Annotated in this window: 21 protein-coding genes; all 21 read left to right on the top strand. The window is 65.7% G+C overall.

Annotated features, from left to right (window positions below; genetic code table 11):
• Window positions 1-108: 108 nt before the first annotated feature.
• Window positions 109-480: a hypothetical protein gene (locus AC1POX_RS08175; RefSeq protein ID WP_372356951.1), complete on the top strand. Its 372-nt coding sequence runs from the start codon at window positions 109-111 to the stop codon at window positions 478-480.
• Window positions 477-698, top strand: coding sequence for a hypothetical protein (locus tag AC1POX_RS08170; protein ID WP_127159240.1), 222 nt, complete (start codon window positions 477-479; stop codon window positions 696-698). The genes AC1POX_RS08175 and AC1POX_RS08170 overlap by 4 nt, the downstream gene beginning before the upstream one ends.
• A gap of 235 nt (window positions 699-933) precedes the next feature.
• Window positions 934-1,149 (top strand): hypothetical protein, encoded by a 216-nt coding sequence (locus AC1POX_RS08165; RefSeq protein WP_372356950.1) that lies wholly within the window; start codon window positions 934-936, stop codon window positions 1,147-1,149.
• Complete coding sequence (locus AC1POX_RS08160) at window positions 1,149-1,271, top strand: hypothetical protein (RefSeq protein ID WP_372356949.1); 123 nt, start codon at window positions 1,149-1,151, stop codon at window positions 1,269-1,271. Before AC1POX_RS08165 ends, AC1POX_RS08160 begins: the two co-directional genes overlap by 1 nt.
• Window positions 1,268-1,522, top strand: a complete 255-nt coding sequence (locus tag AC1POX_RS08155) for a hypothetical protein (RefSeq protein WP_372356948.1) — start codon at window positions 1,268-1,270, stop codon at window positions 1,520-1,522. Before AC1POX_RS08160 ends, AC1POX_RS08155 begins: the two co-directional genes overlap by 4 nt.
• Before the next feature lie 38 nt (window positions 1,523-1,560).
• Window positions 1,561-2,169: a hypothetical protein gene (locus AC1POX_RS08150; RefSeq protein WP_372356947.1), complete on the top strand. Its 609-nt coding sequence runs from the start codon at window positions 1,561-1,563 to the stop codon at window positions 2,167-2,169.
• Window positions 2,166-2,444, top strand: coding sequence for a KTSC domain-containing protein (locus tag AC1POX_RS08145; RefSeq protein WP_371893604.1), 279 nt, complete (start codon window positions 2,166-2,168; stop codon window positions 2,442-2,444). Before AC1POX_RS08150 ends, AC1POX_RS08145 begins: the two co-directional genes overlap by 4 nt.
• Window positions 2,445-3,045: 601 nt before the next feature.
• Window positions 3,046-3,873 (top strand): hypothetical protein, encoded by an 828-nt coding sequence (locus AC1POX_RS08140; RefSeq protein WP_372356946.1) that lies wholly within the window; start codon window positions 3,046-3,048, stop codon window positions 3,871-3,873.
• A gap of 95 nt (window positions 3,874-3,968) precedes the next feature.
• Window positions 3,969-4,361: an HNH endonuclease signature motif containing protein gene (locus tag AC1POX_RS08135; protein ID WP_372356945.1), complete on the top strand. Its 393-nt coding sequence runs from the start codon at window positions 3,969-3,971 to the stop codon at window positions 4,359-4,361.
• Window positions 4,358-6,121, top strand: a complete 1,764-nt coding sequence (locus AC1POX_RS08130; protein WP_372356944.1) for a YqaJ viral recombinase family protein — start codon at window positions 4,358-4,360, stop codon at window positions 6,119-6,121. The genes AC1POX_RS08135 and AC1POX_RS08130 overlap by 4 nt, the downstream gene beginning before the upstream one ends.
• Complete coding sequence (locus AC1POX_RS08125; protein WP_016850481.1) at window positions 6,121-6,348, top strand: hypothetical protein; 228 nt, start codon at window positions 6,121-6,123, stop codon at window positions 6,346-6,348. The genes AC1POX_RS08130 and AC1POX_RS08125 overlap by 1 nt, the downstream gene beginning before the upstream one ends.
• Window positions 6,345-6,650 (top strand): hypothetical protein, encoded by a 306-nt coding sequence (locus tag AC1POX_RS08120; RefSeq protein ID WP_372356943.1) that lies wholly within the window; start codon window positions 6,345-6,347, stop codon window positions 6,648-6,650. Before AC1POX_RS08125 ends, AC1POX_RS08120 begins: the two co-directional genes overlap by 4 nt.
• A complete protein-coding gene (locus AC1POX_RS08115) occupies window positions 6,647-6,904 on the top strand; it encodes a hypothetical protein (RefSeq protein WP_372356942.1) in 258 nt (85 codons plus the stop codon). The genes AC1POX_RS08120 and AC1POX_RS08115 overlap by 4 nt, the downstream gene beginning before the upstream one ends.
• Window positions 6,901-7,050: a hypothetical protein gene (locus AC1POX_RS08110; RefSeq protein ID WP_372356941.1), complete on the top strand. Its 150-nt coding sequence runs from the start codon at window positions 6,901-6,903 to the stop codon at window positions 7,048-7,050. Before AC1POX_RS08115 ends, AC1POX_RS08110 begins: the two co-directional genes overlap by 4 nt.
• Window positions 7,047-7,202: a hypothetical protein gene (locus AC1POX_RS08105; protein WP_158506622.1), complete on the top strand. Its 156-nt coding sequence runs from the start codon at window positions 7,047-7,049 to the stop codon at window positions 7,200-7,202. Before AC1POX_RS08110 ends, AC1POX_RS08105 begins: the two co-directional genes overlap by 4 nt.
• On the top strand, window positions 7,195-9,153 hold the full coding sequence (locus tag AC1POX_RS08100) for a DNA cytosine methyltransferase (protein ID WP_372356940.1): 1,959 nt from the start codon (window positions 7,195-7,197) through the stop codon (window positions 9,151-9,153). Before AC1POX_RS08105 ends, AC1POX_RS08100 begins: the two co-directional genes overlap by 8 nt.
• Window positions 9,150-11,717 carry a DNA methyltransferase gene (locus tag AC1POX_RS08095; protein ID WP_372356939.1) on the top strand — a complete coding sequence of 856 codons (2,568 nt, stop codon included), beginning with the start codon at window positions 9,150-9,152 and terminating at the stop codon, window positions 11,715-11,717. The genes AC1POX_RS08100 and AC1POX_RS08095 overlap by 4 nt, the downstream gene beginning before the upstream one ends.
• Complete coding sequence (locus tag AC1POX_RS08090) at window positions 11,714-11,929, top strand: hypothetical protein (RefSeq protein WP_104605286.1); 216 nt, start codon at window positions 11,714-11,716, stop codon at window positions 11,927-11,929. The genes AC1POX_RS08095 and AC1POX_RS08090 overlap by 4 nt, the downstream gene beginning before the upstream one ends.
• Window positions 11,926-12,249 carry a hypothetical protein gene (locus tag AC1POX_RS08085; RefSeq protein WP_065031523.1) on the top strand — a complete coding sequence of 108 codons (324 nt, stop codon included), beginning with the start codon at window positions 11,926-11,928 and terminating at the stop codon, window positions 12,247-12,249. The genes AC1POX_RS08090 and AC1POX_RS08085 overlap by 4 nt, the downstream gene beginning before the upstream one ends.
• Window positions 12,242-12,820, top strand: coding sequence for a J domain-containing protein (locus tag AC1POX_RS08080; protein ID WP_047130253.1), 579 nt, complete (start codon window positions 12,242-12,244; stop codon window positions 12,818-12,820). The genes AC1POX_RS08085 and AC1POX_RS08080 overlap by 8 nt, the downstream gene beginning before the upstream one ends.
• Window positions 12,817-13,026, top strand: a complete 210-nt coding sequence (locus AC1POX_RS08075) for a helix-turn-helix transcriptional regulator (RefSeq protein WP_047130252.1) — start codon at window positions 12,817-12,819, stop codon at window positions 13,024-13,026. Before AC1POX_RS08080 ends, AC1POX_RS08075 begins: the two co-directional genes overlap by 4 nt.
• The last annotated feature ends 85 nt before the right edge of the window (window positions 13,027-13,111 follow it).

The following is a 13,111-nucleotide window of genomic DNA, read 5'->3' as shown; positions in this document are numbered from 1 at the left end:
TCCTGATTAACAACTTTAGTTGTTGCAAACGTACAACCTTGGTTGTATCGTCTCCCCATCGCAACGAACCACCCGGATCCCGCCGGGGACGTGCGACGGAGAACGTAGATGTCCAGCACCCGCTGCCACCCGTACTACCCGCAATGCGGCTGCGCGACCTGCAGCCGGCATGAGCTGTCCGACGAGCGCGCCGACGTTCTGGCGCTGGCCCTGCACCGCGATGGCAGCGTACTGAGCGAGGCGCTGGGCGAGCTGACGACCGAGCAGCTGGCCCTGATCGCCGGCCACCTTGCCCAAGGCAACGACGAAGGCGCTGCCGAGATCCTGCGCAACGCCGTTACCGACTACCTGTCGCAGCTGATCACCGACCGCATGGACGACGTGGATTGCTCGCGCATCGAGGCGGTGCAGCACTACCTGACGGTGTACGAAGCCAAGCCGGCGCCGGTCGCCGTGATGCCGTGGCGGGTGGCGGCATGAAGACCATCCCGCAATGCGGCCCGAACGGCATCTGGGATCACCTCGGCTACTCGATCAACCGGTGTGCGCGTGGCGGCCGAACCATCACGCGCCCGGACGGATCGGTGGTCGACACCACCACGCGAGCACATGAGCGCGAGGACGGCTATGCGCGCGAGCTGCGTGCTGGGAAAGCCGAGTTGGCTTCTCATGGCTTCGAGATGGAGGCAGAGGCATGAGCGCCCCTGTCGATGTGCTGGCGGTTATTCGTAGGTTCGATGCTGCGCACCACACCACTCTGTGCGCATACCCCACACCGGACGAGTGTGTGGTGGCCCACGCTGCTGTGGCCGAGCTGATCGAGGCAGCGTCAGGGATTGAGGGGCTTGCGCGCTTGCGAGCCGCCCCGCTCCGGGATTACCGAGCCGCGGTTGATCGGCTTACCGCCGCCCTGGTCCGCGTAGGCGGTGCCGCATGAGCGCCGTCATCCCCTTCCCCACCGCTGCGCGCGGCGCCGACCTGGTGCGCGACATCGCGCTTGATCGTGGCTATGGCGCGATCACCGTGGCGCAGCTGGTGCGTACCTTCCAGCCCGACAACGTTCGCCCTCTGCGCGTGCAGGCATCGCAGCACGTGCGCGATCGGGACGAGTCGGCAACGACCTACTTCGACGGCCCGGAGGCGGCGTGATGGATGAGATGAATGAGAAAGAGTTCCAGCGCCACATGCTGCGCGAGGACATTCCGTTCGCGATCGTCTGCATGGTTGTGGGCGCTGTGCTGACGCTAGTGGCCCAGGCGGTGTTCTCGTGATCGGCCGCCGCTACACCAGCTTTGCGTGGTTGTGCGTGCTGATCTCTGTGCTGGTGGCGTTCGGCTGCTTTGCCTACAGCCGCGACGCCGATCTGGTCGCCCAAGCGCTACACGCGATCGCATTTTTCCTGGCGCTGCATCTGCCCGAGAGCTGGCGCAACGCCCGAGCGAGCGCGCATCGCGACCAGGCGCAGCCGGCCGCAGATAGCACGCCCGATTTTCCGGAACCGCCGCGCCGCGGCATCCGCTGATCCCCGCCGGTCCGCCGGCACCACCGACGAGGTATCCAATGTTTCAGCTCGAAAGGCACGAGGCGTCCATCGCCAACGTCAACCAACGTATCCAGCGGCACGGCGAAGAACGCCAGCTGGCCGCCGACATCAAGTTTGTCCTGAGCGTCAGCAATGAAGCGCTCGATTCGTTCGACTCCACGCTGCGGCACGACCTGTTCCGCAAGCCGGCGAAGGGCGAGCAGCAGGATCTGCCGCAGATCGGCGGTGATGGCCTCACCGCAGTAAAGCATCCCGCGCTGGAGCCGCTGAAGTTGAGCCACGAGTTCACCGGCTACGAGATGCACCTGGCCGGCCTGCTGGAAGCGGGCGAGCCCATCATCCTGGCTGACGTGAAGCTCAAGCGCTTCGTGATCGAACCGAAGGAAGGCGGCAGCTTGGCGATGTCGTTCACTGCGTCGGCTGAGGTGGAGCCGCAGGAATTGGCCGAGCTGTCGGAAGCGCTGATCCGCGAAGACGTGTTGCTGACGCTGATCGCACCGAAGCGTGCTGGCGCCGTTGCCGAGGACCTGACCGAAGGCGGTGACACGCTCGATGCACAGGAAACCGCAGACGCGGCCGCCGAACTTGCACGCCTGGCCGAAGCTGGCCAGAAGGCTGCGGCATGAACGCGCCCGCTCGCATTCCGCTGATCGATGTCGAGAGCCGCCAGATCGCGGCGATCGGCCACGACGCCAACACCCAGACCCTCGCGGTGCGCTTCAAGAACTGGAAGGGCGAAGTCACCTCGCTCTACCACTACGACAACGTGACCGCCGAGGACTTCGCCGCGCTGCAGGCGGCTGAGTCGAAGGGTGGCCACTTCAACAAGGTGATCAAGGCCGATCCGTTCCGCTGGCCCTACCGCAAGGTCGAAGACCGCCCGCTCGCCGACGCGGCCTGATCCCGAACCCTGATCCGTGGCAGGTGTCCACGGACGCGATCGCACCGCGCATTGACCCACGAAGGTCAGACGTTAAAGGCAGGAAGGGAACCGCCCGCACCGCCGATACGTGCGCAAGAAGGAGCGGAAGGCGAAAGCCTATACAGCCGGGAAAGACCGGCCGTCTGGAAGCCCTTGGGTAGTTTCGTTGGACGTAAAAGCACAGCAAGGGAACACGGTTGGCAAGGCGCTATAGGCCTTGCCTTCCCTGGACAACACGGCGGTGAGAGTCCCGCGCCGGAGACGTACCCGGCACCTATCCATAGCGGAGCGGCTTGCGATCAACGAGCGTTCTTGTCTGTCGTATCGACGACCAGGCCGCTCCGCTATGGAGGGAGTGCGCAGGCTGATGCGCAGCATTGAGGGATGCGAATGGTCGGTGGAGTAAGCGCGGCTGTAAGACAAGTTGCCTAACTGCCCGGTAAGCCGCGACCGACCAGTAACACCGGACGACGACCCCAGCCCAACGGGTGCAACTAGGCCGGAAATAGTTCACGCCGGAGATCAGCACCGGCCCCTCCACCCATCGACAACACGCCGGCGCCGCCGGCAGGAGATTGCAGTGACCAACGTAGCCGTGATTCCGCAGAACCAACAGGGTGCGCTTGTCGCCCAGCCGCGCCAGCAGTTTGATCTCAGCCCACAAACGTTCGAGCAGGCGCTCACCTTTGCCGATTACCTCGCAGAAAGTGACCTCGTGCCGAAGGACTTCAAAGGCAAGCCGGCGAATTGCCTGATCGCGATGCAGTGGGGCGCGGAACTGGGTTTGAAGCCGCTCCAGGCGCTGCAAAACATCGCTGTCATCAACGGCCGTGCAGCGCTCTGGGGCGATGCGGTGCTTGCGCTGGTTCGGAACTCGCCGGTGTGTGAGTTCGTGGAGGAATGGGACGTCAACGACACGGCTCACTGCAAGGTGAAGCGGAAGGGCGAGAAGGAAGCTCTGGTGACCTTCAGCATGGAGGACGCAAAGAAGGCTGGCCTGGTCGGCAAGCAAGGTCCCTGGACGCAGTACCCGAAGCGTATGCGCCAGATGCGGGCCCGCGCGTTCGCGCTCCGTGACGTGTTCACTGACGTGCTGCGCGGCATGGCGATTGCCGAGGAAATCATGGACATCCCGCAGGCAGGCGCAGTGGCTGCTGAGCATGGCCGCGCCGCGATCGAGGGCCAGGCCGAAAAGCAGCTGCCCGCCTACTCGGAAACAGACTTCGCCGCGAACCTGCCGAAGTGGTGGGACATCGTCGCCAGCGGCAAGAAGACCGCCGATGACCTCATCGCAATGCTGCAGACGAAGGCGACGTTCACCGCCGAGCAGCTGAAGGAAATCCGCAATCCGCCAACCGATGTGGATGAGGCACAGAACGAAGCCGCTGCGGAGGACGGCCAGCAGTGAGTGAGCTGACCTGCCAGCGACTGAAGGAACTGCTCACCTACGACGAAGTGAGCGGCCTCTTCGAGTGAGCCGACCCTCCGAAGTATCACCCTGGGTTGAAGGCCTACATCGCTGGCGGGATCACCACGGGCTACGTGCTGATCAAGATTGACGGCCGCAAATACAAAGCCCACCGCTTGGCATGGCTGTACGTCCATGGCGAGTGGCCGGCCGGCGACCTTGACCACATCAACGGCTGTCCGCTTGACAACCGAATCTCGAACCTCCGCATCGCCACGAATCCACAGAACCAGGCCAATCGGCGCAGGGACCGTGGCAAGGAAACCCCGAAAGGAGTCCGAGTCCTGCCCAGCGGCCGGTATCAAGCGCGGATCTCTGTGAACAAGCAACTCCACCACCTCGGCACTTTCGATACGGCCGAGCAAGCGCAGCAGGCCTATGCCGACGCCGCGCGTCACTACTACCAAGACTTCGCGAGGGCAGCATGAAGACCATCAACATTCAGCAAGGAACCGATGCGTGGCACCAGCATCGTGCCACGCACCTCAACGCCAGCGACGCGCCGGCGATGCTTGGCTGCAGCCCATACAAGACACGCGCGCAGCTGGTGCGCGAAGTCGCCACCGGCATTGGTGAGGAACACGACGACGCCACCCTGCAGCGCTTTGCCGATGGCCACCGCTACGAAGCGCTGGCACGCCCGATCGCAGAGCAGATCATCGGCGAGGACCTGTACCCGTGCGTCGGCACCGAGGGGAAGTACTCGGCCAGCTTCGACGGCCTGACGCTGCTCGAGGAGACCGCGTTCGAGCACAAGAGCCTCAACGATGACCTGCGCCGTGTGATGGTCGACGGCTGTAAAGGCGCCGATCTGCCGCTGGTCTACCAGGTGCAGATGGAGCAGCAGGCTATGGTGTCCGGCGCGCTGCGCGTGCTCTTCATGGCGTCGAAGTGGCGCGGCGATGAGCTGGTTGAGCAGCGCCACTGTTGGTACACGCCGAGTGCGGAGCTGCGCGCGCGCATCGTCGCCGGCTGGGAGCAGTTCGAGGCTGACGTAGCCGCCTACGAACATGTCGAAAAAACGGCACCGGTGATCAGCGGCCGCGCGCCGGACACGCTGCCCTCGCTGCACATCGCCGTGACCGGCATGGTGACCGCGTCCAACCTCGCCGAGTTCAAAGCATCGGCGATGGCTGTGCTGAGCGGCATTAACCGCGACCTGCAGACCGACGATGACTTTGCCAATGCCGAGCAGACGGTGAAGTGGTGCAAGGGCGTTGAGGATCGGCTGGAAGCGACGAAGCAGCAGATCCTCGGCCAGACCGCCGACATCGACGCGGTGTTCCGGACGATGGACGAGGTGGCCGCCGAAGCGCGCCGCGTCCGCCTGGAGCTGGACAAGCTGGTCAAGGTCGAGAAGGACAACCGCCGCAACCAGATCGTCGCCAACGGCGTGCAGGCGGTGCGGGATCACTATGCGTCCATCAACGCAGGACTCGATGCGCATGCGCTGACGGTACCGGCTTCGCTGCAGGCCGATATCGGCGCGGTGATCAAGGGCAAGAAGTCGATCAGCAGCATGCAGGATGCCGTCGGCACCGCTGCCGCCAACGCCAAGATCGCCGCCAGCCAGCAGGCCGAGCGCGTGCGCGCCAACGTGCGCGTGCTGGAAATGGAGATGGGCACGTTCGCCGGCCTGTTCCATGACCGCGTGCAGCTGTGCGCCACGAAGTCGCCGGAGGATCTGCGCAACCTGGTCACCGCGCGCATCACGGAGCAGAAGCGTGTGGACGAGCAGCGCCTGGAAGCGCAGCGCGAGAAGATCCGTCAGGAGGAAGCGGCCAAGCTGGCGCGCGAGCAGCAGGAGCGCGAGGAAGCGCAGCGTCGCGCCGACGCCCAGGCCGAGGCAGCGCGTATTGTTGCTGCGCCGGCGCCAGCCGCTGTTGCTGCGCCCGCGCCGGTGGTCGCGTCGGCACCGGTGGCGGCGGCCCCCGCTCTCTCGCAGGCAGCCAAGTCACTGGCCGCGCCGGCACCGGCCCAGGTCGTGCGCATCAAGCTCGGCGACATCAACGCCAAGATCGCCCCGCTGACGATCACCGCCGACGGCCTGGCGCAGCTCGGCTTCCAGCCGGTGACCACCGAGCGTGCATCCAAGCTGTACGACGCCGCCCAGATGCCGGCCATGTTCAGCGCGATGCAGCAGGTGTTCGCGCGCGCCGCCACCAGCAGCTATCAGCAGGCCGCCTGATGCCGCGCGTCTGCTCCAGCTGTGAAAGGTCGCTCAGCGATTCCGAGTTCCCGGTGCAGAACGGGCGCGTCGTCAACGTGTGCGTGCTCTGCCGGAACGACATCAAGCGGGCGCAGACCAGGCTCGCACCAATCCGCCGTGATCCCGAGCAGATCCGGCTCAACAACGTCGCTGCGCTGTGGCATGGCCCGGTGCAGCGCACTCACCTGCTGAGGAATGCAGCATGAAGATCATCAGCAAGATCGAACCTCAGCCACCGGAGGGACTTAAGTACATGATCGGTGGCGAGAGTTGGCTGCCGCCAGAAGATCGAACCCCGATCCGTCTCGTGTGTGAGGAATGGGGAAATCTTGGACCCGCAGAGTTGAATTCCGAGATTCAGCCGAACAAACCTGGTTTGCGCGTACGCGCTACTGAGATCGCTGCGCCGATCGAGGCGCTGGGTTATGTCCGCGTCAGTGGCATTTACTTCTGGACGAATTGGGATATGCGTGTCGGCTGCGCGAATCCCGTGGAAGAAGCGTTGTGACCCGCCAACTCACCCGCCGCGCGCCGAAGCGTAACGGCGCCTTTTCCTGGGGACGCTTCCCCACCAGCGACGGCGCCTTCATCACCTGGCGCATGTTCCGCCGCGATCACAGCAGCGCGTTGCATATGCATGCGCTCACCTTCACCGGCAGTGACGATGCGGCCTATGTCGCGAAGCAGCTGCGCCGCGCTCGCCGGCAACTGCGCGACCGCGTGGACGAGATCGACCTGGCCGCAATGGGAGTTACCGCATGAGCACTATCAAACTAGTGGAGCCGGTGCGCCACGCTGGCTACTACGTCATTGGCATCAACTTCAAAATTGCACTGCTCAAGAAGCCAAGCTGGTTGCACCGCATCGCGGTTCGCGTCGTGCTTGGCTGGAAGTGGGAGGAAGCATGACCATGCATCCGAATGACCGCCTCGCTGCTCTGGAATGGGCGCTGGCCCGTGCCCGCGATGCCGGCAAGACCGACGAGCTGGTGCGGCTGACGCACGTGCCCGCCCTGCAGGAACTGCGCGACGAAGCGCAGCGGGAGGCTCGCGGTGGCTGACGGCTCGCACTCCTTCAACTTCCCCGCTCCGCAGGTGTCGTGCCTGCGCCCGGGCGAGATCGTGGTCGACCTGTTCGCGGGCGGCGGCGGCGCCAGCGAGGCGCTGAAGCAAGCGTTGGGCATCGATCCGGCGCTGGCCTATAACCACGATGAGTGGGCGATCGGCATGCACGCGGCCAACCACCCGCTGACGATCCACCACCGCGAAGATATCTGGCACGCCGACCCGCGCAAGGACGTCGCCGGCCGTCCAATCGGCTGGTTCCATGCCTCGCCGGACTGCACGCACTTCAGCCAGGCCAAGGGCGGCCAGCCGCGCAGCCACAAGACGCGAGCGCTCTCATGGGTCGCGCTGAAGTGGATCGGCCAGCTGCTACGTGCCGACTTGCGAGACGGCACGAACACCGCGCCGCGCATTCTGTCGCTGGAAAACGTGTGGCAGATCCTGACCTGGGGTCCGCTGGTGGCCAAACGCTGCAAGGTGACCGGCCGCGTCCTGAAGATGGACGGCACGGTGGCGGCACGTGGCGAGCGCGTGCCGGTGGCGAATCAGCAGCTGGTGCCGGACAAGCGCCACAGCGGCCGCACCTGGCGTCAGTTCGTGGCTGCCCTGGAGTCGAAGGGCTACCGCGTCGAGTGGCGCAAGCTGACCGCCAGCGACTACGGCGCCGGCACCAGCCGCGAGCGACTGTTCCTGCTCGCGCGCCGCGATGGCGAGCCGATCGTGTGGCCGGCGCCGACGCACGGCACCGCGCCCAGCCAGCAGCCGCGCGTGCGCGCCGCCGACTGCCTCGACTTCTCCATCCCCTGCCCGTCGATCTTCACCCGGAAGCGGCCGCTCGCTGACGCAACGCTGCGCCGCATCGCCAAGGGCGTCATGCGCCACGTGCTGCAGTCGGCCGACCCCTTCATCGTGCCGGCCACGCACCAGGGCTCTGACCGGGTCAACGACGTGCAGGCGCCACTGCCCACGATCACCGCCGCCAACCGCGGCGAGCTAATGCTGGTTGCGCCAGAGCTGGCGCCCTTCATCACCGAGCACTCGAACGCCAGCAACCAGCGCACCATGCGCGCCGACGAACCGCTGCGCACGATCTGCGCCGGGGTGAAGGGCGGCCATTTCTCGGCAGTGGCGCCGATCCTCGCCGGTGTCGGCGGCCGCGCCGGCCAGTCCGAGCCGCGCTCAGGTGCCGAACCGCTTTACACGATGACCACGAAGGCGGACACCGCGCTTGTGGCACCGGTGCTGGTGCAGACCGGCTACGGCGAACGCCAGGGGCAGGCACCACGCGCCCTAGACCTTCAGCAGCCGCTTGGCACTGTCGTTGCCGGCGGCGTAAAGCACGCGGCCGCATGCGCATTCCTCGAGCAGGCGAACGGCGGCTTCTACGAAGGCGGCGGCCGTGATGCACGCGACCCGATGAGCACCATCACCGCGACAGGCAGTCAGCAGCAGCTCGCGACCGCGCACGTGGTGACACTGCGCAACAACACCCATGGGCACGCAGCAGACGAGCCGCTGGGCACCGTGTGCGCCAGTACCGTGCACCACGGGATGATCGAGTGCACGCTCAGCGCAGAGCAGCAGGCCGGCGCGCTGCAGGTCGCCGCGTTCCTGGTGAAGTACTACGGCAGCGGCATCGCGGTCGACCTACGCGAGCCGCTGGATACCGCGACGACACGCGATCGCATGGCACTGGTCACGGTAACGATCCAGGGCACGCCCTACGTCATCGTCGATATCGGCCTGCGCATGCTCAAGCCGCACGAATTGTTCCGCGCGCAGGGCTTCCCTACCGGTTACCGGATCACGCACACCGCTGACGGCCGGGCGATCAGCACGAGCGCTGCCGTGCGCATGTGCGGCAACAGCGTCAGCCCGCCACCGCTGTTCGCACTTGCCAGCGTCAACCTCGATAAGCAGCCGCAGCTGATGCAGGCGGCCGCATGACCAACCTCGACGCCTATGACCGCTTTCTCCGCGCGAAGGCCGCCGTGGCCCCGCGCACCGGCGTACAGGTCGAGCCGGCAGCGATCAGCGCGATCCTCAAGCCTCACCAACGCGCAGCAGTGCAATGGGCTCTCGATGGAGGCCGGCGTGCGCTGTTCGCGGCATTCGGCCTGGGTAAGTCGGTTATGCAGATCGAGGCCGTGCGCATCGGTTCCGAGCGCGCGGGCGGCATGGGGCTAATCGTGATCCCGCTTGGTGTGCGGCAGGAGTTCGTGCGCGACGCGGCAATGCTGGGCGTGCCGGTGACGTTCATCCGGGCGATCGAGGAAGCGACCGACCCGCGCGGCATCTACCTGACCAACTACGAGACTGTGCGCGATCGGAAGCTTGATCCGCGCGCCTTCGTGGCCGTCAGCCTGGACGAAGCGGCGATCCTCCGCGGTTTCGGCGGCACGAAGACCTTCCGCGAGTTCATGGCCACGATCGCAGGCGACGACCGCGCGACAGGGGTCAAGACTGCTGGCATTCCCTACCGGTTCGTGGCCACGGCCACGCCCAGCCCAAACGAATACATCGAGCTGCTGGCCTATGCGGCTTTCCTGGGCGTGATGGATGTCGGCCAGGCGAAGACCCGGTTCTTCCGCCGCAACAGCGAGAAGGCCGATCAACTGACGCTGCATGCCCATAAGGAACGAGAGTTCTGGTTGTGGGTCGCGAGCTGGGCGCTGTTCGTCCAGAAGCCGTCCGATCTCGATCCGTCGTTCAGCGACGAAGGCTACGAGCTGCCGCCGCTGGACGTGCGCTGGCATGAGATTCCGACCGACCACACCGCGGCCGGTACCGAGAAGGACGGCCAGGCCAAGCTGTTCCGTTCGACCGCGCTGGGGCTGCAGGATGCTGCACGCGAGAAGCGGGACAGCCTGCCGGCACGGGTTGCCAAGCTTCTGGAGTTACGGCAGGACGACCCGGCCGCACACCGGATTCTTTGGCACGACCTCGAGGACGAGCGGCGCGCGCTCGAGGGCGCGATCCCGGGCTTGGCCACGGTCTACGGATCCCAGGAGCTCGATGACCGCGAGCAGCTGGTGATCGGGTTCTCCGACGGCAGCATCCCCGAGTTGGCCGGCAAGCCGGTGATGCTCGGCTCCGGCTGCAACTTCCAGCGGCACTGCCACTGGGCAATCTTCCTGGGCATCGGCTTCAAATTCGCCGACTTCATCCAGGCCATCCATCGCCTCTACCGATTCCTGCAGACCGAAGAGGTCCGCATCGATCTGATCTACACCGAGGCCGAGCGCGACGTGCGCCGGCAGCTGGAACGGAAGTGGCGCCAACACGAGGAGCAGGTGCAGAAAATGACCGCGATCATCCGCGAGTTTGGGCTGTCGCACGCAGCCATGGCCGGCATGTTGGCGCGATCCCTGGGCGTCGAGCGCGTCCAGGCCGCCGGCGACGGCTACACGATGGTGAACAACGACTGCGTGCTGGAAGTCACCGGTATGGAGCCCGAGAGCGTCGACCTGGTCGTGACCAGCATCCCGTTCGCCACCCAATACGAGTACACGCCCAGCTACAACGACTTCGGCCATACGGACGACAACGCGCACTTCTGGGCGCAGATGGACTTCCTGATCCCCGCCCTGCTCCGCGCCTTAAAGCCGGGCCGCGTGGCGTGCATCCACGTGAAGGACCGGATCACCCCCGGCGGCATCAATGGCTTCGGCTTCCAGACGGTGCAACCGTTCTCCGACGAGTGCATCGCGGCTTTCCAGAAGCACGGCTTCGCATTCCTCTCGCGCGTCACGGTGGTGACCGACGTGGTGCGCGAGAACAACCAGACCTATCGCTTGGGCTGGACCGAGCAATGCAAGGACGGCTCGCGCATGGGCAACGGCATGCCCGAGTACGTGCTGAAGTTTCGGAAGCCCCCAACCGACCGCAGCAACGGCTACGCCGACCTGCCCGTGGCCAAGGACAAAGCTACCTACACCCGCCCGCGCTGGCAGTATGACGCGCACGGTTTCTGGCGCAGCAGCGGCGACCGCCCGCTGCAGCCTGCGGAGCTGGAAGGCCTGGATCAGTCGGCGGTCTTCAAGTTGTTCAAACAGCACAGCCTGGCCGACGTCTACGACTTCCGCCACGACGTGCGCATTGCCGAGCATGTCGACCGATCCGGCTGGCTGCCGACCACCTTCATGCTGCTGCAGCCTCAATCCTGGCACCCCGAGGTTTGGACCGATATCACCCGCATGCGCACGCTCAACAGCAGCCAGGCGGCCAAGGGCAAAGAGCAACACCTCTGCCCACTCCAGTTCGACATCGTTGAACGCTGCATCGAGCAACACAGCATGGCCGGCGAGCTGGTGCTTGATCCGTTTGGAGGCATCGGCACCGTGCCGTACATGGCGCTGAAGGCCGGTAGGCGTGGCTACGGCGTTGAGCTCAACTCAAAGTACTTCTTGGACGCGGCAGCCTACTGCGCGGCGGCTGCACGGGACCGCGGCATGCCCGGGCTGTTCGACGCTCTCGATGCCTCGGCACCGGCCGCGGACAAGGCCGCATGAAGCCCCAGCTCTTCCCGCGCGAGCCGCGCCGGATGAAACAGCCGGCCAAGGATCTGCTCCGGCAGCAGCTGGCCATGGCCGCCGACCACATCGAGCGGGTCACCGCCGAGAACCAGGCTCTGCGCGCCATCTGCGCAGAAGCCATCAACACATGCCAGGGCCAGGCCGAGCAGCTTCGCGCCGCGCTGGCGAAACAGGAGAAAGCAGCATGACCCCGACCATCACCCCCGAGACGCCGACTCTGTCCGACATCATCGCGTCGATGCGCAACTATGCTGGCGTCGCAGAGGATTGCGAAGTCACGCAAGGCCATGCGCCGGTCGCCATCCGCAACTGGATCGAGATGCTGGAAGCCCTCTCCGAGCTGCAGGCAGCCCCTGCTGCCGCGGGCGTGCCGGAATTGTTCGTCCAGTGGCTGGAGCGCGAGATGCCCCCCGGCACCATCATCGGCAAGCCGGCCTGGTGGGCGCCAAAGCTGGCGCGAGCACTGCGCAGTGCCGAGCGCGGCGTGCTGGGAGGCTGCAATGGCTGAGCGCCCCGACCAACGCTACCCGCTGACCTGGCCGGCAGGCTGGCCGCGCACGCCCGGCCACCTCCGCGCGCACAGTCCGTTCAAGGCGCAGACCACCGACCGCGCATTCCGCGACCTGGTAGACGAGCTTGGCCGGCTCGGCGCGCGCAACATCATCGTCAGCAGCAACCTCAAGCTGCGCCAGGACGGAATGCCGTACAGCCAGCAGCCGCGCAACGATGACGAGGGCATCGCCGTCTACTTCACCCGCAAGGGTGTGGAGATGGTTCTGGCCTGCGACAAGTTCGCCAAGCGCGAGGCCAATCTGCGCGCTATCACCCTGACGATCGGTGCTATTCGCGGCATCGAGCGCTGGGGCAGTTCCGACATGATGGAGCGGGCATTCACCGGCTTCGCTGCCCTGCCCGCGCCGGTTGCGCTGTCCTGGCGCGATGTCCTGGACCCGGCCGACCCGGAGGGCAGCTACCGACGGCTGCGTTCGCAGCACCATCCCGACAATCGCGGCAACGCCGATACCTTCCAGCGGGTGCAGTCCGCCTGGCAGGCATACCAACAGGAGACCAAGCGATGAGCAACACCCCGACCGCCACCCAGCGGCTGCTCCGGCTGCGCGATGTGCTTGAGCGCGTCGGCATGTCGAAGTCCACCCTCTATAGCCGCATCCGGGATAAGACCTTCCCGCAGCCTCTCCACCTGGGTACATCGTCGGTATGGGTGGAGTCCGAGGTCGCCGACTGGATCAACCAGCAAATCGCCCAGCGGGACAAGGCGGCTTGAGCTGGGGGTATCTGTGGGGGCATCTTGCCGCGATGGGATAGGCCAACACCTTTCCCTTCAATGCCTTACGGCGAATCGGCGGTAG

The organism is Xanthomonas sp. NCPPB 3442, from assembly GCF_056725145.1.
Note: the sequence above shows the minus strand (reverse complement) of the source record. Positions and strands in the feature narration are given on the sequence as shown.

What these genes read in the sequence shown, in the direction of transcription:
- AC1POX_RS08175 (WP_372356951.1), top strand. Translation starts at nt 109, where the DNA reads ATGTCCAGCACCCGCTGCCACCCGTACTACCCGCAATGCGGCTGCGCG.
- AC1POX_RS08170 (WP_127159240.1), top strand. Translation starts at nt 477, where the DNA reads ATGAAGACCATCCCGCAATGCGGCCCGAACGGCATCTGGGATCACCTC.
- AC1POX_RS08165 (WP_372356950.1), top strand. Translation starts at nt 934, where the DNA reads ATGAGCGCCGTCATCCCCTTCCCCACCGCTGCGCGCGGCGCCGACCTG.
- AC1POX_RS08160 (WP_372356949.1), top strand. Translation starts at nt 1,149, where the DNA reads ATGGATGAGATGAATGAGAAAGAGTTCCAGCGCCACATGCTGCGCGAG.
- AC1POX_RS08150 (WP_372356947.1), top strand. Translation starts at nt 1,561, where the DNA reads ATGTTTCAGCTCGAAAGGCACGAGGCGTCCATCGCCAACGTCAACCAA.
- AC1POX_RS08145 (WP_371893604.1), top strand. Translation starts at nt 2,166, where the DNA reads ATGAACGCGCCCGCTCGCATTCCGCTGATCGATGTCGAGAGCCGCCAG.
- AC1POX_RS08130 (WP_372356944.1), top strand. Translation starts at nt 4,358, where the DNA reads ATGAAGACCATCAACATTCAGCAAGGAACCGATGCGTGGCACCAGCAT.
- AC1POX_RS08125 (WP_016850481.1), top strand. Translation starts at nt 6,121, where the DNA reads ATGCCGCGCGTCTGCTCCAGCTGTGAAAGGTCGCTCAGCGATTCCGAG.
- AC1POX_RS08120 (WP_372356943.1), top strand. Translation starts at nt 6,345, where the DNA reads ATGAAGATCATCAGCAAGATCGAACCTCAGCCACCGGAGGGACTTAAG.
- AC1POX_RS08110 (WP_372356941.1), top strand. Translation starts at nt 6,901, where the DNA reads ATGAGCACTATCAAACTAGTGGAGCCGGTGCGCCACGCTGGCTACTAC.
- AC1POX_RS08105 (WP_158506622.1), top strand. Translation starts at nt 7,047, where the DNA reads ATGACCATGCATCCGAATGACCGCCTCGCTGCTCTGGAATGGGCGCTG.
- AC1POX_RS08095 (WP_372356939.1), top strand. Translation starts at nt 9,150, where the DNA reads ATGACCAACCTCGACGCCTATGACCGCTTTCTCCGCGCGAAGGCCGCC.
- AC1POX_RS08090 (WP_104605286.1), top strand. Translation starts at nt 11,714, where the DNA reads ATGAAGCCCCAGCTCTTCCCGCGCGAGCCGCGCCGGATGAAACAGCCG.
- AC1POX_RS08085 (WP_065031523.1), top strand. Translation starts at nt 11,926, where the DNA reads ATGACCCCGACCATCACCCCCGAGACGCCGACTCTGTCCGACATCATC.
- AC1POX_RS08080 (WP_047130253.1), top strand. Translation starts at nt 12,242, where the DNA reads ATGGCTGAGCGCCCCGACCAACGCTACCCGCTGACCTGGCCGGCAGGC.
- AC1POX_RS08075 (WP_047130252.1), top strand. Translation starts at nt 12,817, where the DNA reads ATGAGCAACACCCCGACCGCCACCCAGCGGCTGCTCCGGCTGCGCGAT.